20 protein-coding genes are annotated in these 18,341 nt (G+C 63.6%); 9 read left to right on the top strand and 11 right to left on the bottom strand.

Translation table 11 applies throughout. The features are described 5' to 3' along the window. The first annotated feature begins 54 nt into the window (after positions 1 to 54). Entirely contained in the window at positions 55 to 1,131 is a 1,077-nt protein-coding gene (locus JV241A_RS08640; RefSeq protein ID WP_115086177.1) for a 3-deoxy-7-phosphoheptulonate synthase, read from the top strand. 86 nt (positions 1,132 to 1,217) lie between these two features. On the opposite strand, the gene JV241A_RS08635 is transcribed toward JV241A_RS08640, so the two are convergent. Then, a complete protein-coding gene (locus JV241A_RS08635) occupies positions 1,218 to 1,502 on the bottom strand; it encodes a GNAT family N-acetyltransferase (RefSeq protein ID WP_010222546.1) in 285 nt (94 codons plus the stop codon). A 508-nt stretch (positions 1,503 to 2,010) separates the two neighbouring features. Here JV241A_RS08635 and oprI point away from each other — a divergent pair. After that, positions 2,011 to 2,262 (top strand): outer membrane lipoprotei OprI, encoded by a 252-nt coding sequence (gene oprI / locus JV241A_RS08630; RefSeq protein ID WP_003259780.1) that lies wholly within the window; start codon positions 2,011 to 2,013, stop codon positions 2,260 to 2,262. A gap of 129 nt (positions 2,263 to 2,391) precedes the next feature. On the opposite strand, the gene JV241A_RS08625 is transcribed toward oprI, so the two are convergent. The 3 genes from JV241A_RS08625 to JV241A_RS08615 form a co-directional block, all read right to left on the bottom strand. Continuing rightward, entirely contained in the window at positions 2,392 to 3,369 is a 978-nt protein-coding gene (locus tag JV241A_RS08625) for a L,D-transpeptidase family protein (protein ID WP_115086176.1), read from the bottom strand. 121 nt (positions 3,370 to 3,490) lie between these two features. Then, positions 3,491 to 3,772, bottom strand: coding sequence for a hypothetical protein (locus JV241A_RS08620; RefSeq protein ID WP_010222548.1), 282 nt, complete (start codon positions 3,770 to 3,772; stop codon positions 3,491 to 3,493). A gap of 56 nt (positions 3,773 to 3,828) precedes the next feature. Continuing rightward, positions 3,829 to 4,434, bottom strand: a complete 606-nt coding sequence (locus tag JV241A_RS08615; protein ID WP_115086175.1) for an arylesterase — start codon at positions 4,432 to 4,434, stop codon at positions 3,829 to 3,831. A 10-nt stretch (positions 4,435 to 4,444) separates the two neighbouring features. Between JV241A_RS08615 and JV241A_RS08610 the strand changes: the two genes are divergently transcribed. Both JV241A_RS08610 and JV241A_RS08605 read left to right on the top strand, forming a co-directional pair. Next, on the top strand, positions 4,445 to 5,128 hold the full coding sequence (locus tag JV241A_RS08610) for an ABC transporter ATP-binding protein (RefSeq protein ID WP_010222550.1): 684 nt from the start codon (positions 4,445 to 4,447) through the stop codon (positions 5,126 to 5,128). After that, complete coding sequence (locus JV241A_RS08605) at positions 5,128 to 7,626, top strand: ABC transporter permease (protein ID WP_115086174.1); 2,499 nt, start codon at positions 5,128 to 5,130, stop codon at positions 7,624 to 7,626. Before JV241A_RS08610 ends, JV241A_RS08605 begins: the two co-directional genes overlap by 1 nt. Here JV241A_RS08605 and greB read toward each other — a convergent pair whose 3' ends face one another. Next, positions 7,627 to 8,103, bottom strand: coding sequence for a transcription elongation factor GreB (greB, locus tag JV241A_RS08600; protein ID WP_010222552.1), 477 nt, complete (start codon positions 8,101 to 8,103; stop codon positions 7,627 to 7,629). A gap of 152 nt (positions 8,104 to 8,255) precedes the next feature. Between greB and JV241A_RS08595 the strand changes: the two genes are divergently transcribed. Beyond that, entirely contained in the window at positions 8,256 to 9,473 is a 1,218-nt protein-coding gene (locus JV241A_RS08595) for a DUF3422 domain-containing protein (protein ID WP_115086173.1), read from the top strand. Positions 9,474 to 9,494: 21 nt separating this feature from the next. Here the strand turns inward: JV241A_RS08595 and JV241A_RS08590 are convergent, their stop codons facing one another. The 3 genes from JV241A_RS08590 to JV241A_RS08580 form a co-directional block, all read right to left on the bottom strand. Next, positions 9,495 to 9,803 carry a hypothetical protein gene (locus tag JV241A_RS08590; protein WP_115086172.1) on the bottom strand — a complete coding sequence of 103 codons (309 nt, stop codon included), beginning with the start codon at positions 9,801 to 9,803 and terminating at the stop codon, positions 9,495 to 9,497. A gap of 407 nt (positions 9,804 to 10,210) precedes the next feature. After that, a complete protein-coding gene (locus JV241A_RS08585; protein ID WP_134061957.1) occupies positions 10,211 to 10,645 on the bottom strand; it encodes a DoxX family protein in 435 nt (144 codons plus the stop codon). 104 nt (positions 10,646 to 10,749) lie between these two features. Next, positions 10,750 to 12,174 carry a transglycosylase SLT domain-containing protein gene (locus JV241A_RS08580; protein WP_134062060.1) on the bottom strand — a complete coding sequence of 475 codons (1,425 nt, stop codon included), beginning with the start codon at positions 12,172 to 12,174 and terminating at the stop codon, positions 10,750 to 10,752. Positions 12,175 to 12,332: 158 nt separating this feature from the next. On the opposite strand from JV241A_RS08580, the gene JV241A_RS08575 reads away from it, so the two are divergent. The 3 genes from JV241A_RS08575 to JV241A_RS08565 all read left to right on the top strand — a co-directional run bounded on the left by JV241A_RS08575 (position 12,333) and on the right by JV241A_RS08565 (position 15,143). Continuing rightward, complete coding sequence (locus tag JV241A_RS08575) at positions 12,333 to 13,139, top strand: TatD family hydrolase (protein WP_115086169.1); 807 nt, start codon at positions 12,333 to 12,335, stop codon at positions 13,137 to 13,139. A gap of 86 nt (positions 13,140 to 13,225) precedes the next feature. Next, positions 13,226 to 14,704 (top strand): methyl-accepting chemotaxis protein, encoded by a 1,479-nt coding sequence (locus JV241A_RS08570; protein WP_115086168.1) that lies wholly within the window; start codon positions 13,226 to 13,228, stop codon positions 14,702 to 14,704. A gap of 76 nt (positions 14,705 to 14,780) precedes the next feature. Then, on the top strand, positions 14,781 to 15,143 hold the full coding sequence (locus tag JV241A_RS08565; RefSeq protein ID WP_115086167.1) for an Mpo1-like protein: 363 nt from the start codon (positions 14,781 to 14,783) through the stop codon (positions 15,141 to 15,143). A gap of 6 nt (positions 15,144 to 15,149) precedes the next feature. Here the strand turns inward: JV241A_RS08565 and JV241A_RS08560 are convergent, their stop codons facing one another. From JV241A_RS08560 to JV241A_RS08550, 3 genes are all read right to left on the bottom strand, one after another. After that, complete coding sequence (locus JV241A_RS08560) at positions 15,150 to 15,950, bottom strand: thioesterase family protein (RefSeq protein ID WP_115086166.1); 801 nt, start codon at positions 15,948 to 15,950, stop codon at positions 15,150 to 15,152. 83 nt (positions 15,951 to 16,033) lie between these two features. Continuing rightward, positions 16,034 to 16,804: a CHAD domain-containing protein gene (locus tag JV241A_RS08555; RefSeq protein ID WP_134061955.1), complete on the bottom strand. Its 771-nt coding sequence runs from the start codon at positions 16,802 to 16,804 to the stop codon at positions 16,034 to 16,036. A 14-nt stretch (positions 16,805 to 16,818) separates the two neighbouring features. Then, positions 16,819 to 17,097, bottom strand: coding sequence for a hypothetical protein (locus tag JV241A_RS08550; protein WP_028941416.1), 279 nt, complete (start codon positions 17,095 to 17,097; stop codon positions 16,819 to 16,821). A 158-nt stretch (positions 17,098 to 17,255) separates the two neighbouring features. Between JV241A_RS08550 and JV241A_RS08545 the strand changes: the two genes are divergently transcribed. Beyond that, entirely contained in the window at positions 17,256 to 18,296 is a 1,041-nt protein-coding gene (locus JV241A_RS08545; protein ID WP_115086164.1) for a patatin-like phospholipase family protein, read from the top strand. Positions 18,297 to 18,341 lie beyond the last annotated feature (45 nt).

The following is an 18,341-nucleotide window of genomic DNA, read 5'->3' as shown; positions in this document are numbered from 1 at the left end:
TCCGCCGCACGGGGATCGCTGGCGGCCGGCACCCGTGACCTGACGAGTAACACGATGGCTGATTTACCGATCGATGACCTAAACGTTGCCTCCAACGAGACCTTGATCACCCCCGATCAGCTCAAGAAGGAAATCCCCCTCAGCGCTACCGCCCTGCAGACCGTGACTGCCGGTCGCGAAGTGGTGCGCAATATCCTCGACGGCAAGGACCACCGCCTGTTCGTGGTGATCGGCCCCTGCTCGATCCACGACATCAAGGCTGCCCACGAGTACGCCGAGCGCCTCAAGGTGCTGGCGGCAGAGGTGTCCGACACCCTGTACCTGGTCATGCGCGTGTATTTCGAAAAGCCGCGGACCACGGTCGGCTGGAAAGGCCTTATCAACGACCCGTACCTGGACGACTCGTTCAAGATCCAGGACGGCCTGCACATCGGTCGCCAGCTACTGCTGGACCTGGCGGAAATGGGCCTGCCTACCGCCACCGAAGCACTCGACCCGATCTCTCCGCAGTACCTGCAGGACCTGATCAGCTGGTCGGCCATCGGCGCCCGTACCACCGAATCCCAGACCCACCGCGAAATGGCCTCGGGCCTGTCCTCGGCGGTCGGCTTCAAGAATGGCACCGACGGCGGCCTGACCGTTGCCATCAACGCCCTGCAGTCGGTTTCCAGCCCGCACCGTTTCCTCGGCATCAACCAGGAAGGCGGCGTGTCCATCGTCACCACCAAGGGCAACGCCTACGGCCACGTGGTGCTGCGCGGCGGCAACGGCAAGCCCAACTATGACTCGGTCAGCGTCGCCCTGTGCGAACAGGCCCTGGCCAAGGCCAGGATCAAGCCGAACATCATGGTCGACTGCAGCCACGCCAACTCCAACAAAGACCCGGCCCTGCAGCCGCTGGTGATGGAGAACGTCGCCAACCAGATCCTCGAAGGCAACCAGTCGATCATCGGCCTGATGGTCGAAAGCCACCTGAACTGGGGCTGCCAGGCGATCCCGAAAGACCTCAACGACCTGCAGTACGGTGTGTCCATCACCGACGCCTGCATCGACTGGGAGTCCACCGAGAAGACCCTGCGCAGCATGCACGCCAAGCTCAAGGACGTGTTGCCCAAACGCCAGCGCGACTGACAGGCAGATACAACAACGCCGGGCAATTGCCCGGCGTTTTTGTTGGTGCGTTGAAGAGCAGCACTAATGGCTGCCCTTCGCGATCCTCAGGCCTTGTTGGTGGCGTGCTTTTGCTGACGTTCCATGTAACGTTCGACGTAGGAGCACGACGGGATCACGGTATAGCCCATGTCTTCGGCGTACTTGAGCGCCTGTTCGGTGAGTGCCGCAGCGATACCCCGGCCACGCAATGCGTTCGGTACGAACGTGCGGTAGATATCCAGGGTCTGCTTACCCAGGTCCATGTAGGTCAGGTAAGCACGATGACCGTCCACATTGGTCTCGAACTGATGACCAGCCTGGTCATGGTGGATGGACAACGCCTCGCTCATCACTACTCCTCGCGGGTCTTGTGCTATGACCCCTACCTTACCGATGTTTGTCCGGCGAAGGAACCTCTACGCCACCCCGTGCCCCTTTGGACAGCGAGAAGAGCATGGCTGTTCTCTGGCAAGTGAGCACGTACAAATAGTAGGCGCCCCATGCCCAGATGCTCAAGGTGGCTGGTCGCAAATTTCATCCACTTGGGGCACGCGGACAGGGCGACGAGCATCGGCCTGAACAGTTGCCGGATGTTGTAGTGCTATGACGAAGGATGACACTTTAAGTCACTTTTAGTTCAACAAAATACACACTTGCTACACTTGTTAGCACCCGCGCATGCGGCGCCTTCACAGTTTTTCTACATAAGGCTGTGGCGGACCCGGGACAGGCGCATTTTTTTGCAGTTCTTGCGCTCTGTCAGTTTACTTACTACAAGTAATGGGTACTATGTACGCCGGCCAGTTTCTCTTTCTTGAGAGATGGCTATTTAATAGAAAGTCCTTGAAGGGGAACACGATGAACAACGTTCTGAAATTTTCTGCTCTGGCTCTGGCCGCAGTTCTGGCAACCGGTTGCAGCAGCGTATCCAAAGAAACCGAAGCTCGTCTGACCGCTACCGAAGACGCAGCTGCTCGTGCACAAGCTCGTGCCGATGAAGCCTATCGCAAAGCTGACGACGCTCTGGCTGCTGCTCAAAAAGCACAACAGACCGCTGACGAAGCTAACGAGCGCGCTCTGCGTATGCTGGACAAAGCCAGCCGCAAGTAATAGTCCTTCGGGATTGTTATTGGAAGCCGACCCACTTGTGGGTCGGCTTTTTTATTGCCGCCAGCAAAGTGCAACGCCAGAAACGACGAGGCCTGCACGATGGCAGGCCTCGGGTATAGCAGGAATGGCTTACTGCATGTCGTAAGGCACGCTGGAAACCATCGGTGCCGGGCCGCCAGCGCCATTGGGCACGGCGATCTCCACCGGCATGCCGTCTTCGGCGGCGACCACGTCACGGACCATGTCCCAGTTCATGCGCAGGTTGTTGGCCAGGTCTTCACGCTTGAGCAGCGCGTTGATGACCGCGGTGTGCTTGTCGACCACCGACGGGTCGCCTTTGTCGTCAAGCGGCGTGTGCGCCTCGAGGTAGACCTTGCCGGCACTGAGGCCGAACTTGTACGGCTCGTTGATGATGCGTACCGGCACGCCGACCGGGGCCATCTTGGCCAGCTCCAGCACGTTGTTGTTGAACATGCGGAAGCAGCCGTGGCTGGTGCGCATGCCGATGCCGAACTTCTTGTTTGAACCGTGGATCAGGTAACCCGGCACGCCAAGGGTGAACTTGAACGGCCCCAGCGGGTTGTCCGGGCCAGCCGGTACCACGGTCGGGAGGATATCGCCGTCTTCGGCGTGTTCCTTGCGGATCGAGGCCGGTGGCGTCCAGGTGGGGTTCGGGGTCTTGGCGGTAACCTTGGTATTGGCGATCGGCGAGCCCCAGCCTTCACGACCGATACCCAGCGGGTAGGTGTGCACCACGTTCTGCCCTTTCGGGTAGTAGTACATGCGGTACTCGGCCAGGTTGATGACGATGCCTTCGCGCGGCCCCGGCGGCAGGATAAAGCGGGTCGGCAGGATGATTTCGGTGCCGGCGCCCGGCAGCCACGGGTCGACGCCGGGGTTGGCGGCGATCATTTCCAGGTAGCCCAGGTCGTTGGCGGTGCCGATGTCGGCAAAGGTGTCTTCGTACTTGGCCTTGATCACCTGGACCTGGCCGATGACGTCTTCACCGGGAGGCGGCAGGGGGAACTCCAGCGCAGCGGCGGGACCTGCCGCCAACAGGGCGGCCAGGGACAGGCAACGGGTGACGGCGGGAAAGCGCGGCAACATCCGGGAAATCCTTCGCTAATTCAATTGAGTCAAGCAATCGATTGTACACCGGCACCCGCGTAATCGGGAGATGTCCCGGGCGCAGTTGGCCGTACAGGGGATGAAAGGTTATATCGGCAGGTTACAGCTCGGGCCATACCGGCCGTGTGCCACGGCGCTGGGCATCGAGAATCGCCCGGCACAGCGAACACAGGCGGCGGTCACGGTAAATGCTGCGCTCGGCCTGCGACCAGCGCGGTTGCGCCGGCAACAGGGTGCCGCACAGGGTACGGTCGGCCGAGCCACCGAGCTCGAGCTGGCGGGCTACCAGGTGGACGCGGATCTCCTGGCAGGCGAACAGGTCAAGCTGTTCGTCAGGCTCGATCAATTGATAGGCATACAGGGACCAGGCGGGACGCGGCATCGGGGGCTCCAAATCGGGGGCGCAACATTAGCCGAAAGCCGGTCACTATAAAAGCGTCAAAGCAGCGGTTTTAGTTGCGGCCAGGCATTTTCCAGCAACCTGGCCTGGGCGCCCTGCCCCGGATGAATGCCATCGGCCTGCATCAGCTCGGGCACACCGCCCACCCCTTCGAGAAAGAACGGCACCAGCGGCACCTGTTTTTCCGTCGCCAGGTTTTCATACACCTTGGCGAAGGCCTCGTTGTAACGCTTGCCGTAGTTGGGCGGCAGGCGCATGCCCAGCAACAGCACCTTGGCGCCGGCAGCTCGCGACTTGTCGATCATCGAGGCAAGATTTTGTTGCAATTGCGTTGGCAGATGCCCGCGCAGGCCATCGTTGCCGCCCAATTCAAGCACCACCAGCTCCGGCTTGTGCTCTGCAAGCAGCGCCGGCAGCCGCGCCTGGCCTCCGGCACTGGTGTCGCCGCTGATCGAGGCATTGACCACCTTGGCGTCGAAACCCTCGTTCTTCAGGCGTTTTTCCAGCAAGGCAACCCAACCCTCGCGGGTATCCAGGCCGAAAGCGGCACTGATACTATCGCCGACAATCAGCACGGTCCCCGCTGCTGCGCCCTGGGCCATGCACATCAAGGCCAGGCCAGCACTCAATAACCACACTCGCATCGGATTCTCCATGGGCCCCAGCATTCTCAGTGCGCGCAACCTTAGCAAAGTGGTCCCCAGCGCGGAAGGCGACCTGACCATCCTGCACGAACTCTCGCTGGAATTGAAACAGGGCGACAGCCTGGCGATCGTCGGCGCCTCGGGCTCGGGCAAATCGACCCTGCTCGGCCTGCTGGCCGGGCTCGACCTGCCCAGCGCCGGCTCCGTGACCCTGGCCGGCCACGACCTCGGCCCGCTGGATGAAGACCAGCGCGCGCGGGTGCGGGCCGAGCATGTCGGCTTCGTGTTCCAGTCGTTCCAGTTGCTCGACAGCCTCAACGCGCTGGAAAACGTCATGCTGCCACTGGAGCTGGACGGTCGCCGCGATGCCCGCGAGCACGCCCGCAGCCTGCTTGAGCGGGTCGGCCTGGGCCAGCGCCTGAGCCACTCGCCACGCCAGCTGTCCGGTGGCGAGCAACAACGGGTGGCGATCGCCCGCGCCTTTGCCGCCGAGCCTGCGGTGCTGTTTGCCGACGAGCCCACCGGCAACCTCGACAGCCATACCGGCGAGCGCATCAGCGACCTGCTGTTCGACTTGAACAAGGAACGCGGCACCACCCTGGTACTGGTCACCCATGACGAACGCCTGGCCCAGCGCTGCCGTCGTCTGATCCGCCTGGACGCCGGCCACCTGGTCGCGCCGCTGGAGCCTTGATGAAGCGCTTGCCGTTGTTCCCCCTGGCCCTGCGCCAGTTGCTGCGCGACGCCCGCGCCGGCGAGTTGCGCGTGCTGTTCTTCGCCCTGCTGGTAGCGGTGGCGGCCAGTACCGCCATCGGCTATTTCGGTGCCCGCCTCAACGGCGCCATGCTGTTGCGGGCTACCGAGTTCCTCGGCGCCGACCTGGTGCTGCAGGGCAGCTCGCCCGCAGAGCCCGGGCAGGTCAACCGCGGCACCGCGCTGGGCTTGCAACACGCCCGGGTGGTCGAGTTTTCCAGCGTGATCGCCACCGACAACGGCATTCAGCTGTCGAGCATCAAGGCGGCCAACGATGCCTATCCGCTGCGCGGCGAGTTGCGCAGCGCCGCCGAACCCTATGGCGTCGAAACCGCTGGCGGCGGCCCGGCGCCGGGCGAGGCCTGGGTCGAACCGCGGCTGCTGGCAGCGCTGGACCTGAAAATAGGCGACAGCATCGATGTAGGCATGAAAACCCTGCGCATGAGCCGGGTGCTGACCTACGAACCCGACCGTGCCGGCAACTTCTATAGCCTGACCCCGCGGGTACTGATCAACCTCGCCGACCTTGAGGCCACCGGGGTAGTGCAACCGGGCAGCCGGGTCAGCTACCGCGAACTCTGGCGTGGCGAGCCCGATGCCCTGGCCAGCTACCGCGATGCGCTCAGCAACAACCTCGCCGCCAACCAGCGCCTGCAGGATTCACGGGATGGCAACCAGCAGATCGGCGGCGCCCTGGGCAAGGCCGAACGTTACCTGAACATGGCCAGCCTGGTGGCGGTGCTGCTCGCAGGTGTTGCCGTGGCGCTGTCGGCCAGCCGCTTCGCTACCCGGCGTTTCGATGCCAGCGCCCTGCTGCGCTGCCTGGGCTTGTCGCGCCGCCAGGCATTGAGCCTGTTCTGCCTGCAACTGGCGATTCTCGGCAGCATCGCCGCCGTGTGCGGCGCAGCGCTTGGCTGGCTGGCCCAACTGGGCTTGTTCGAATTGCTGCAAGGTCTGATGCCGGCGCAGATTCCTCCTGGCGGTGTCGGTCCGGCCCTGGCCGGTATCGCCACCGGCCTGGTGGCCCTGGCCGGGTTCGCCCTGCCGCCGCTGGCCGCCCTTGGCCGGGTGCCACCCCTGCGGGTGCTGCGTCGCGACCTGCTACCGGTACCGGCCAGCAGCTGGCTGGTGTACGGCGCCGCGCTGTTCGCCCTGGGCCTGATCATGTGGCGCCTGAGCCTCGACCTGCTGCTGACCTTCGCCCTGCTCGGCGGTGGCCTGGTCGCCGCCTTGCTGCTGGGCGGGCTACTGTTGCTCGGCCTGCGCAGCCTGCGGCGCTTGCTTGCCGACAGCCCGCTGGCTTGGCGCCTGGGCCTTGGCCAATTGCTGCGCCACCCACTGGCGGCTGCCGGGCAGTCCCTGGCCTTCGGCCTGATCCTGCTGGCCATGGCCCTGATCGCCCTGCTGCGTGCCGAGCTGCTCGACACCTGGCAGAACCAGTTGCCCAAGGACGCGCCCAACTACTTCGCCCTGAACATCCTGCCCGACGACAAGAACAACTTCGCCCAACGCCTGACCGAGTTCTCCGCCGAGGCCGCACCGCTGTACCCGGTAATCCCCGGGCGCCTGACCGCCATCAACGGCGAGCCGGTGCAACAGATTGTCAGCAAGGAATCCACCGGCGACCGCGCCGTGCAGCGCGACCTGAGCCTGACCTGGGCCGCCGACCTGCCGCAGGGCAACACCCTGAGCGAAGGCCAGTGGTGGCAGGTCAAACCTGCAGCCGATGCCTTGCCCGGTGTTTCAGTGGAAGCCGAGCTGGCCCTGAGCCTCAAGCTCAAACTCGGCGACCAGCTGACCTTCACCATTGGTGGCCTGCAACGCCAGGTGCAAGTCACCAGCCTGCGCACGGTCAACTGGGACAGCTTCCAGCCCAACTTCTACATGATCTTCCAGCCTGAAACCCTGCAGGACCTGCCGACCACCTACCTGACCAGCTTCTATCTGGCACCCGGGCATGACCAGCAGGTGGTCGCGCTGTCGCGGGCGTTCCCGGCGGTGACCATCCTCCAGGTCGACGCGTTGCTGGCGCAGCTGCGCAGCATCCTCGCCCAGGTCACCCTGGCGGTGGAGTACGTGCTGTTGTTCGTGCTGGCGGCAGGCCTGGCGGTGCTGTTCGCCGGCTTGCAGGCGACCCTCGACGAACGCATTCGCCAAGGCGCCCTGCTCCGCGCCCTGGGCGCCGGGCGCGGGTTGCTGGTCAAGGCACGGCGTATCGAGTTCGGCCTGCTGGGGGCGGCCAGCGGCCTGCTGGCAGCGATCGGTTGCGAGCTGATCACCCTGGTGCTGTACCGTTATGCCTTCGACCTGCACTGGAGCCCGCACCCGTGGCTACTGCTGCTGCCGGTCATCGGCGCCCTGCTGGTCGGCGGTGCCGGGGTCTACGGCACGCGCCGGGCGCTCAATGCCAGCCCGCTGGCAGTACTGCGCGAGGGCTGATCAGGGTTTGACGTAGTCGATGGCGTTGACCCACCAGCACATCTCGCCGGAAGGGGTCTGGACGATGACTTCATCGCCGACCTCTTTTTTCAGCAACGCGCGGGCCATGGGTGAGTCGATCGAGATGTAGTCCATGCGCCCGTAGATTTCGTCGTAGCCGACGATGCGAAAGCGCTTGGTCTCGCCCTCCTCGTTCTCGATCTCGACCCAGGCGCCGAAAAACACCCGGCCCTCCTGCTCCGGCGAGTACTCCACCACACGCATGTCTTCCAGGCGCTTGCGCAGGTAGCGCACGCGGCGGTCAATCTCACGCAGAAGCTTCTTGTTGTACTGGTAATCGGCGTTCTCGCTGCGATCGCCCAGGGACGCTGCCCAGGTGACTTTCTGGGTGATATCGGGACGCTTTACCCGCCACAGATGGTCCAGCTCCTGCTTGAGCGCTTCGTGACCTTCCTTCGTGATGATTTGCGTACTCAACAAAAATTCTCGCTTCCAGGCTGACTGAGTGGCTTGCAGGGCCTGATCATCAACCCTGTCGAGGCGCGGCGCAACTGCACGTGACTTGTGCCTGTCGGCTCCAGTCCCAAGAGTGAAACCGCAGACAACCACAACAATACGGTCTGACCCGCATGCACGCCCAACGCACCGCCTTGCACAACGAGCTGCACGCCCGTCCGTCGCTGTACTTCGACGAACCGGCGCATGTCTTCCATCTGGCGTTTCTCGGCACCGATGCCGACTGCAATGCCCTGTTGCAGCGTTGCTGCCCGGACGCCTTCGAGCCCGATGCCGCACAGGGCATCACCCGGCTGGACGGTCATCCGTTCAAATGGGAGCGCCATTCCGAGTTCTTCACCCTGACGCTGGTGGTGCCCGCCGCCAGCGGCGAGCTGAACTGGACCACCCTGCCCCCGGCCCTCGCCGCAGGCGTCGAGCCCTACCGCGAGCAGATGATCAACGCGGTGCAGGTGCTGGTGCGCGACGAACAGGACCTGGACCTGAGCCGTTATGGCTTCAAAGACCCCTGCGGCTCCTGCGTAGGCGGCGGCGATGCCGTGGTGTGGAGCGATTTTCGCCTGACCGCAGATGGCACCAACCGCTTCCTGTTCATCAACCGCCGGCTCAATGCCTACCGCCAGGGACGAATGATCCGCCGCCTGCTGGAGATCGAGACCTACCGGATGATGGCGTCATTGTCGCTGACCGCCGCCAAGGCCCTGAGCCCGCAACTGGACGCCTATGACCGCAAGCTGGTCAGCCTGTCGGAGCGTAACGTCAGCAGTGACGGCGGCAATGCCAAGGCATTGCTCGCCGACATCGCTCAGCTGTCGCGCCAGGTGGTCGGCAGCACGGTCAAGCACCGCCATCGCTTCAGCGCCACCCAGGCCTACGCGCAACTGGTGTTCGAGCGCCTGGGCGAGCTGCGGGAGAGCCATGTCGGTGATTGCCAGCGGCTGGGAGTGTTCATCGAGCGGCGTTTCAAGCCCACCGTGCGTTATTGCGCGGTCACCGAACAACGCCTGGAACACCTGGCCGAGAGCGTGGCCAACCTCGGCGACCTGCTGCAGGCGCGGGTGCAGGTCGAGATGGAAGAACAGAACGCCGAGATCCTGCGCAGCCTCAACGCCCGCGCCGATACCCAGATCAAGATCCAGCGGGCAGTGGAAGGCCTGTCGATCATCGCGATCAGCTACTACCTGCTGAGCCTGTTCAAACTGTTCTATGCCGGCCTGCACACCCTGGGCGCGCAGATCAGCGCACGCGAGGCGCTGCTGGGTATGGCGCCGGTGGTGGTATTGATCATGCTGGTGATTGTGCTACGGATCAGGAAAGCCAAGGCACATTGAGCGGCTAACCCGGGCTGTCACTCAAGCCCGGGTGATCAGGCCCTGTCGAGCGACACGGGTCAGGTGACCGAGAACTTCGGCGGCATCTTCGGCGCTGGGCGACTGAATCACCGCCAGATCGAAACGGTCGTTGGCGAACTGGCCAAGCGAGGCGCAGGTGTCGGCAAACTGGATCAGGAAGGCAGTGGCACGGCCTTTACGGCGTGGCCAGCCATCGAGGTAGCGCAGAAGTGTTGGCTGATGGCTGCCGCCCAAGAGAATACGCGGCGTGCGCGTAGCCTGGCTGGCAGGCAAGGGGGTCAGGCAAACACTGGAACGTGGACAACTCATGGAGTAGATCTCCGCCTCGCAAAACCCGCTGGGCTGCGGTGGGAGGCGTCACCGAACCAGCGTTTTAGCGGTATTTGGTGAAACCCCCGAAGAGGAAACCCTGCGCCCCGCAAGTAGCTGTTTAAATCGGCGCAAGTCAGCATCCTAGAGAAGCTGCGGGTGGGATGTCAACATGTGACTGTAGGAGCGGGCTTACCCCGCGATAGCGTCCCGCCTGCCACATCGCATCGCGGGTCAGGTCGAGTCGTCGCACCGCCGCTCCCACAGAGTCAGGCAAGCAAGAGCGAAGCGTAGGGCCCCTGGTGGGCGAGAATTTTGGCTTACTATTGTTTCGACTGAACAAAGTAAGGCGCCGTAAAGGCGCAAAGGTGAGGCAGCAGCGCTGCCTCACCCGGATCGACCCAACCTTAGCGAGCAATCAACCGGTCCAAAGACCCCCGCCCTGCCCCCTCGACCAGCACCGCCAGCGTCCCCGCCATCAACGCCAGGGCAAACTCATAGCCGTTGTTGGCCATGAACAACCCATTGCCGATATGCACCGAGAAGATCGCCACGATCAACGTCACGGTCAGCGCCAGCGCCGCTGGCCGTACCAGCAAGCCGATCACCAGGGCCAGGCCGCCGAAGAACTCGGCACCGCCGGACAGCAGCGCCATCAGCAGGCCTGGCGCCAGGCCAAGGCTTTCCATGAACTGCGCAGTCCCCGCCAGGCCGCCGCCGCCAAACAGGCCGAAGAGCTTCTGCGCGCCATGGGCCATGAAGATGATACCGACCAGAATACGGATGATGCTCAGGCCCCAGCTGGCACGGCTGGCAACTACGGCGTTGAGGATGTTGTTCATGAGTGTTCCTTAAGGGGTGTGATGTGTGGTGTTGGGCGCCATATTAATCGAATCAACCAATAGTAAAATCGCAATATTTGCGACATTAAAATCGAATTATTCGATTATTTTTGCCCCACACCTTTACCCCCTTTCGGCTCCAGGGATGCGCGCTCACGGTCAAAGGCCAGGAAGTACTTGTTGACGCTGTTCACATAGCTCACCGGCCCCATGCCCACCTGTTCCATGGCGATGCGCTCGGTCTGGAAGAACCACTGGTTGCCATTGAGCCCACGCCGCCGTGCTTCGGCACGCATCGCCTGAACCCGCTCCGGGCCCAGGTTATAGGCCGCCAGGGTGAACGCCATGCGTTCACGCTCGTTAAGCTGGTTGCTGGAAAAGAACTTGCGCCGGATCAGCGCCATGTAGCGGGCGCTGGCCTGAACATTGCCATCGACATTGGCAATATTGCTCACCCCCACCCGCTGAGCGGCGCTGGGGGTGATCTGCATCAGCCCGTGGGCGCCCCCTGCCCCGCGGGCAGTCGGGTCAAGGGAGGACTCCTTGAAGGCCACCGCAGCCAGGTTCAGCCAGTCGATCTTCTGTTCGCGGGCATGGCGCTGCAGCACCGGCCGCAAGGCCTCCAGGCGCTTGCGATCAGTGCGTGCCAGGGGATTGTGGACCCGGTACAGACGCCGGTAGATCCGCTCAAACGCTGCATCCTGATTGGCCGGCGCCTTGTAGCCCTGAAGAAAGCGGTCGACGCTGGCGTGCAGCATTACCGCGTCACGGCGCACGTACCAGCGCATGGCCTCGGGGCTGGCCACATGCAGCTTGCGCTCGACCCGCAGCTTGGGCATGACCTTGGCCCAGCGTTCGGCAATCGGCTGCTCGACCACGGTCAGATGAAAAATCCCGGCCTGGACCATCTCCAGCACATCTTCGACCGCCAGCGTCGGGTCGACCCACTCGACCTTGATCGGCGCCAGCTTACGCAGGGCCAGCTTCTGGTTGATCTCATGCAAGGTATCGCCGGCGGCACTTGAGCTGGTCAGTGCCAGGGTGCGCCCGGACAGCTGCTCGACGCGCTGGAAGCTGCGCTCGCCCTTGCGCCCGACCAGCACCAGGGGCACCTTGTCGACCACCGGGTCGCTGGCGCTGAGGCCACGGGTAGAGGTGGGGTCGACCAGTTCACCCGGCGCCACCAGGTCGGCTTCGCCGCGCTGCAATGCGGCCAGCAGTTGTTCCTTGGCGCGGGGGATGATCTTCAGGCGGATTTCCTCGCCATCGCGGGCGCGGGCGTTGAGGTAATGCTCGAAGGCTCGCAGACGATGGTACTCGACGCCCACCGGCTCGCCCTTGACTTCACCGGAGCTGTTGCGGCTCTGATTGACCAGCACCTTCAATACCCGGCTGCTGCGGATCTGCGCCAGGTCGCGCGCCTGGGTCTTGGGCACCGCCTGTTGCGGCCCGGCCAGACGCGCACTGGCCGGCCCTGCAGGCAGCAGCGAGAGGCTCAGCACGATCAACAAAAACAGCGCTCGGGTCATCCGTTGCAAGGTCCGCGCGTGTGGGGTTGGCGCCATAGTCTGCAGTCGTTCCATGACAATTGACCGCAAAAGACCACGACAACTCGTTGAAGTTCTTGGCTTTATCGATTTTCGCCGAGCTTTGTTATGCTGGCCGGCCCCCGGCCTGAGGTAGCACCATGCAACTCATCGACATCGGCGTCAATCTGACCAACCCAAGTTTTGCCGACAAACATCAGGCGATTCTCGAACGCGCCGTGGCTGCCGGGGTGGTACAGATGATGGTCACCGGCACCAGCCTTGAGGGTAGCGAACAGGCCCTTGAGCTGTGCCAGCAGCTCGATGAAAGCGCCCAGCGCCTGTTCAGCACCGCCGGTGTTCATCCCCATGACGCCAGCAGCTGGAGCGCCGACAGCAGCCGCCAGTTGCGCGCGCTGCTTGGGCAGCCGCGGGTGCAGGCCGTGGGTGAATGCGGGCTGGACTTCAACCGTGATTTCTCGCCGCGCCCGCAGCAGGAAAAGGCGCTGGAAGAACAGCTGGCCCTGGCCGTGGAGCTGCAGATGCCGGTGTTCCTGCACGAGCGTGACGCCAGCGAACGCCTGCTGGCGATCCTCAAGGAGTTTCGCGATCGCCTGCCAGCAGCGGTAGTGCACTGCTTTACCGGCGAGCGCGCGGCGCTGTTCGGCTACCTCGACCTGGACCTGCACATCGGCATCACTGGCTGGATCTGCGACGAACGACGCGGCACCCACCTGCACCCGCTGGTCAGCAGCATCCCCCAGGGCCGCCTGATGCTCGAAAGCGACGCGCCGTACCTGCTGCCGCGCAGCCTGCGGCCCAAGCCGAAAAGCGGGCGCAACGAACCGGCCTTTCTCACTGAAGTGCTGCGCGAAGTAGCCCTGCACCGCGGCGAAAGCCCTGAGCAACTGGCTGCCCACAGCACCGCCAGCGCCCGCGCCTTCTTTAACCTGCCCGCGATTATTTGACGCATATCAAAACGTCTTGATGATCGAGTCGGCACAATGATGGCACCTTGCCAACAATGTTTCCGCTCAATCAGAGAAGACCTACCATGGGTGCCTGGCTTAGCAATATCTCCCTGAAGTACAAGTTCTGGGCCGTGAACGCGGTCGCCTTCGTCACCACGCTGTTCCTGGTGCTGTATGCCGTGCATCTGGAGCAACAGGCCCGGGCCCAGAGTGCACAAAGCAAAGCCCAGGCCGAGGCGCAGTTGCTGGCGGCCTGGCCCGCCGGGCAAGCCCTGCCGAACAATGCGCTGTGGCTGACTTACAGCCCCGGCCAGGCGCCGCAATTCGAAGGACAAAGCCTCGATACGCTGGCCACGGCCCAGGGCTGGGTCGAGCTCGAAGGCTTGCCGTTGCTGGGCCGCGATCCGCTGACCGGTGCCCAGGTCATCAGCCGTGATAACCAGCAGATCGCCGTGCTCGCCCCCTCCCCCAGCCTGGTCCAGGTGTTCACCGACCGCTTCACCAACTACGCCGTGTGCGTGCTGATCCTGATGCTGGCGATGCTTTGCGCCTCGCAACTGCTCATCCGCTTTCTGCTCAGCCAGCTCAACACCCTCAAGGACGTAATGCTGCACGTGGAAAAAACCGGCGACCTGTCGGCCCGCGTACCCCTGGCCTGTGGTGATGAAGTCGGACAGATGGCCAGTGCCTTCAACGCCATGCAAACCACCTACCACCGGGTGGTCAACACCGTCGCGCGCACCGCCGCACAACTGGATTCCGGCGCCGCGCGCCTGGCCGCGAGCATGAACGACGTGCGTCACGGCATGCTTGGCCAACAGAGCGAAACCGATCAGGCCGCCACCGCCATCAACGAAATGACCGCCACGGTCTATCACATCGCCCAGCACGCCGGCGCCACCCGCGACCTGTCGCAGAGCGCCGACACCCTGGCTGGCAGCGGCCAGGAAGTGGTCAGCCGGGTACAGACCTCGATCGCCGGGCTGTCCAGCGGCGTACAACAGACCGCCGAAATGATCCGCCAGCTGGCCGACGACAGCCAGAAGATCAACGGCGTGGTCGGGGTGATTCACAGCATTGCCGAACAGACCAACCTGCTGGCCCTCAACGCCGCCATCGAGGCCGCCCGCGCCGGCGATCTGGGCCGTGGTTTTGCGGTGGTCGCCGACGAAGTACGCAACCTGGCCAAACGGGTGCAGGCTTCCACCGACGAAATCACCACCATGGTCTCGGCGCTGCAGGCCGGTACCCGCGACGCCGTGGATTTCATGCAGGAAAGCTCGTTCAAGGCTGACGACTGCGTACAGCAGGCCCAGGAAGCCGGTGCCGCGCTGGCAGAAATCACCAGCGCGGTGGCGCAGATGCGTGAAAGCAACACGCAGATTGCCGTGGCCGCCGAGCAACAGAGCCAGGTGGCCGAAGAAATGAACCGGGCAGTGGTAAGTATCCGCGACGTAACCGAAGAGACCGTGCAGCAAACCGTCGACTCGGCCACCACCAGCAGCGAACTGGCGACCCTGGCCGGCGAACTGAACAAGGCCATCGGCCAGCTCAAGCTATAGGCGTCATAGCCGCCATCGATTGGCCCCTTCACCGGGGCCGCACTATTCTTCAGGCAAGCCCCTGAGGAAAATTTCCATGAGCAAACGCCTGCCCAACCTGCCCGCCTGGCAATGGCGTGGCTACCACCACAACCACCGCAACCCGACCAACCTGGTGCTGCACCTGATTGCCGTGCCGTTGTTCATCCTCGGCGTATTGCTGGTGCTTTCGGGGTTGTTCTCGCTGGACCTGGGGCAACTGGCCGTTGGCATCATCGCCCTGATCGCCGGGCTCGGCCTGCAACGCCAGGGTCACCGCCTGGAAGCCGAACAACCCGAGCCGTTCGCCAACCGCAAGGATGCCATTGGCCGCCTGCTGGTCGAGCAGTTCGTCACGTTCCCGCGCTTTGTACTCAGCGGTGCCTGGTGGCGCGCCTGGCGCGACCGGCACCGCCATTGAGCCGTCTCAGCCGAACACGGTCACGGTCTGGCGGCTGAGCGCCAGCAACTCGCCCTTGTCGCTCCACAGCGCGGCCGCCGCATGCCCGTAACCATCTCGGGCATGTTCGGTTTCGACGTGGTAGCGGCACCAGTCCAGGGTGGTCAGGCTCGGCACCGGCTGGATGAATTCGATGGTCCAGGTCAAGGTGCTGCCGGACGCCGGTTTGTTCAGGTGCGAAAGCAAGGTCGGGGGCCAGGCGTCAACCAGCGCCAGCAAGTGCGCTTCACTGACCGGCTCTTCACGTTCGCTGTCGCGAAAACGTACCCAGCCGCCCATGTCCCGGGACTTGTTATTGCTGAACGGAATGCCGCCGATGGCCCAGCGCAGGGACACATGGCGCATGAACTCCGGGGTCACCCCCTTGATGTACGGAAGCTCTGTGCTCGATTGCTCAAGCGGCTTCATCTCTACCGCCGGCAAGGCCGGCACATCGATCATCGAATCGCGGCCGCTGCCAAAGCTGCCCTGCATCAGGGTAACCACCTGGCCGTTCTGCAGGGCGCGCCCGAGCAGCGAGCTGACGGCCTTGCCCTCGCGCAGCAGTTCCACTTCGAAACTGATCGGCACCTCAGGTTCGGCCGGTCCGACAAAGGTGATGGCCAGGGAGCGCACCGGACGCCCCGGCGAGGTCTTGGCCAGCATGGCCTCATACAGCAAGGCAGCCATCAGCCCGCCAAAACAGGCGCGACCCTGGGCCCAGCTTGAATCAATGGTCACGGCCTGGGGATGCTGGCGGACCGCCGTGAGCAATTGTGAGAAGTTCATGCCGACCTCAGCGATTTGAAAAGAAACTGATCTTAACCAGCCAGCAAGTGGTCTACAGCACGCATTTCGGCCATTTCAGCGGGCTATCGCTGCGCAAGCTGCTCCTGCAGGCGATCGAGGGTGGCATCGGCGCATTGTTCGGCCTTGGTCAGTTGCATTTGCCAATGGCTGACACACGGGGCCAGGTCGCTTTGCTGCTCGGCTTGCAGCAGCCACTGCAGCAGGTCGTGCCAGTTGCCCAGATCGCCCTGGGCACGCCTGAGGGCCTTTTGCAGGCGTGGGTTGGAGTGCTGCAGTTGCGGGTAGGCTTCAGCCGCGTAGCGCACCCGCTTGATCAGCAGGCGCAGGCGATGACGGTCGTGGGCAGGATCGTCGAGGGCCTGGCGTAGCTGCTTCCACTGCTTTTCCAGGCGTTTGTCGATGCGCTGTTGCAGCCGGCGGATCAAGCCCTGGCGCTGCGCCGCGCGCAGAAACACCGGGAAGGCGTCGACGATTGCCAGCAGGCGCGCCAGTTCGGCACTGGCGGCGACGCTGGCGAAGGTCTGCGCGCGATGGGCCAGGCGCGTATGCGCCGCGACCGTCTGGCGGCGTTCGAGCAACTGCGCGGCCAGTACCTCACGGTCGCGCATTGGCGTGGTCAGGCTACCCAGCGCCTGGGCAGCCGCTTCCAGCTGCTCGACTCCGGGCAATTCACGCAGCGGCCGCAGCAGGCTGCGCAAGCGCCGCACGCCGATGCGCAGGTCGTGCAGCGCCTCGCCGTCGGTATCGGCGGCCAGGCGCGCCTGGCAGGCCAGCAGGCGCACCTGCAGGCTCAGTACCTGGGCAATGACGTGGTCGAGCATGGCCGACGACATGGTCTACTCCTGTATCAGCGCCCGGCGCGGGATTCACGAATGTAGAAACGGGCCTTCTCGGCCTTCTTGCTGCAGCCCTCGAACGCTTCGAACTGCTGCTGGGTCTTGGCCCCGGTCAACAGCGACAGCGCCTTGGAGTAACTGACGGTACCGGCGAAACCTTCGGCCTTGGCCAGGTCGAGCTCTTTCCAGGCCGAGTCCAGCTGATTGGCGCAGCTGTCGCGGTAGGCTGTCTTGCCAGCGCAACCGGTCAGGACCAGGGCAATCAGGGGCAGGCAAATCCAGGCTTTCATCGGCAATACCTCAAAAAAAAAAGTTCAGGGTGGCGACTTCGACGGTAAACAGCGAGAAAAGTGCCCTGTTCAGCGTAGCGCAGCGCCAGCGACGATTGAAGCACAGACACAATTGGGCGCATTGTTAGACCATGGAAGCAGAACACCGGGGAAGCATCATGAAAAAACGCGTCGCACTGGTTCTGGGTTCAGGCGGGGCCCGGGGCTACGCACACATTGGTGTGATCGAAGAAATCGAGCGCAGAGGCTACGACATCGCCTGTATTGCCGGCTGCTCCATGGGCGCGGTGATTGGTGGCATCTATGCCGCCGGCAAGCTCGATGAGTACCGCAACTGGATCGAGAGTCTGGACTACCTGGACGTGCTGCGCCTGGTCGATGTGAGCTTTCGCCTCGGGGCGATTCGGGGCGAGAAGGTCTTCGGGCAGATCCGCAAGATTGTCGGCGAGGTCAATATCGAAGACCTGCGCATCCCCTACACGGCGGTGGCCACCGACCTCACCAACCAACAGGAAATCTGGTTCCAGGAGGGCTGCCTGCACCAGGCCATGCGCGCCTCGGCAGCGATACCGAGCCTGTTCACCCCGGTGGTGCAAGGCAACCGCATGCTGGTCGATGGCGGTATCCTCAACCCCTTGCCGATCATCCCGGTGGTGTCCAGCCACTGCGACCTGATCATTGCCGTGAACCTCAACTCGACCAACCAGAAGCAGTATCAACTGCCGGTGATCGAACGCCCGGCGGCGTTCAAGCTGCGCTTTGACAACCTGATCAACTCCCTGGGCTCGCACTTGCCGTTCCGGCGCAAACCGGCCGAGCAACTGATGCGCATCGAGCAGGAGCTGCAACCCGAGGCAGCGCAGATTCCCAACCCCTGGCTCAGCGATGCCGCCGACCCCGAAGCCCAGCAACCGGCGGCAGCCCCGGAGATTGAAGGCGCGCCAAAATCGGCCACTGGCTCGTTCATCATCGACAACGTCGGGCCGGCGTCGCTGCTGGACTTGATCAACCAGAGCTTCGAGGTGATGCAGACATCACTGGCGCAGTACAAGATTGCCGGGTACCCGCCAGATGTACTGATCAACGTGCCCAAGCGGGTATGCCGGTTCTTCGAGTTCTACAAAGCGCCGGAGCTGATTGCCCTGGGGCGGGAGATTGCCCGGGATACCCTGGACAACTATGAGGCGGAGCGGCGTTGACGGCTAACAGCATCGCGGGGCAAGCCCGCTCCTACAGGTAAAGTG

It is taken from the genome of Pseudomonas sp. JV241A (assembly GCF_900275665.1).
In the GTDB taxonomy this organism is placed as follows: Bacteria; Pseudomonadota; Gammaproteobacteria; order Pseudomonadales; family Pseudomonadaceae; genus Aquipseudomonas; species Aquipseudomonas wadenswilerensis.
The sequence above is the reverse complement of the archived record's forward strand: the minus strand, read 5'-3'. Positions and strand labels throughout refer to the sequence as shown.

Excerpts from the sequence above, each read along its gene's own strand:
- JV241A_RS08640 (WP_115086177.1), top strand. The coding sequence starts at position 55 with ATGGCTGATTTACCGATCGATGACCTAAACGTTGCCTCCAACGAGACC.
- JV241A_RS08635 (WP_010222546.1), bottom strand. The coding sequence starts at position 1,502 with ATGAGCGAGGCGTTGTCCATCCACCATGACCAGGCTGGTCATCAGTTC.
- oprI (WP_003259780.1), top strand. The coding sequence starts at position 2,011 with ATGAACAACGTTCTGAAATTTTCTGCTCTGGCTCTGGCCGCAGTTCTG.
- JV241A_RS08625 (WP_115086176.1), bottom strand. The coding sequence starts at position 3,369 with ATGTTGCCGCGCTTTCCCGCCGTCACCCGTTGCCTGTCCCTGGCCGCC.
- JV241A_RS08620 (WP_010222548.1), bottom strand. The coding sequence starts at position 3,772 with ATGCCGCGTCCCGCCTGGTCCCTGTATGCCTATCAATTGATCGAGCCT.
- JV241A_RS08615 (WP_115086175.1), bottom strand. The coding sequence starts at position 4,434 with ATGCGAGTGTGGTTATTGAGTGCTGGCCTGGCCTTGATGTGCATGGCC.
- JV241A_RS08610 (WP_010222550.1), top strand. The coding sequence starts at position 4,445 with ATGGGCCCCAGCATTCTCAGTGCGCGCAACCTTAGCAAAGTGGTCCCC.
- JV241A_RS08605 (WP_115086174.1), top strand. The coding sequence starts at position 5,128 with ATGAAGCGCTTGCCGTTGTTCCCCCTGGCCCTGCGCCAGTTGCTGCGC.
- JV241A_RS08595 (WP_115086173.1), top strand. The coding sequence starts at position 8,256 with ATGCACGCCCAACGCACCGCCTTGCACAACGAGCTGCACGCCCGTCCG.
- JV241A_RS08590 (WP_115086172.1), bottom strand. The coding sequence starts at position 9,803 with ATGAGTTGTCCACGTTCCAGTGTTTGCCTGACCCCCTTGCCTGCCAGC.
- JV241A_RS08585 (WP_134061957.1), bottom strand. The coding sequence starts at position 10,645 with ATGAACAACATCCTCAACGCCGTAGTTGCCAGCCGTGCCAGCTGGGGC.
- JV241A_RS08580 (WP_134062060.1), bottom strand. The coding sequence starts at position 12,174 with ATGACCCGAGCGCTGTTTTTGTTGATCGTGCTGAGCCTCTCGCTGCTG.
- JV241A_RS08575 (WP_115086169.1), top strand. The coding sequence starts at position 12,333 with ATGCAACTCATCGACATCGGCGTCAATCTGACCAACCCAAGTTTTGCC.
- JV241A_RS08570 (WP_115086168.1), top strand. The coding sequence starts at position 13,226 with ATGGGTGCCTGGCTTAGCAATATCTCCCTGAAGTACAAGTTCTGGGCC.
- JV241A_RS08565 (WP_115086167.1), top strand. The coding sequence starts at position 14,781 with ATGAGCAAACGCCTGCCCAACCTGCCCGCCTGGCAATGGCGTGGCTAC.
- JV241A_RS08560 (WP_115086166.1), bottom strand. The coding sequence starts at position 15,950 with ATGAACTTCTCACAATTGCTCACGGCGGTCCGCCAGCATCCCCAGGCC.
- JV241A_RS08555 (WP_134061955.1), bottom strand. The coding sequence starts at position 16,804 with ATGTCGTCGGCCATGCTCGACCACGTCATTGCCCAGGTACTGAGCCTG.
- JV241A_RS08550 (WP_028941416.1), bottom strand. The coding sequence starts at position 17,097 with ATGAAAGCCTGGATTTGCCTGCCCCTGATTGCCCTGGTCCTGACCGGT.
- JV241A_RS08545 (WP_115086164.1), top strand. The coding sequence starts at position 17,256 with ATGAAAAAACGCGTCGCACTGGTTCTGGGTTCAGGCGGGGCCCGGGGC.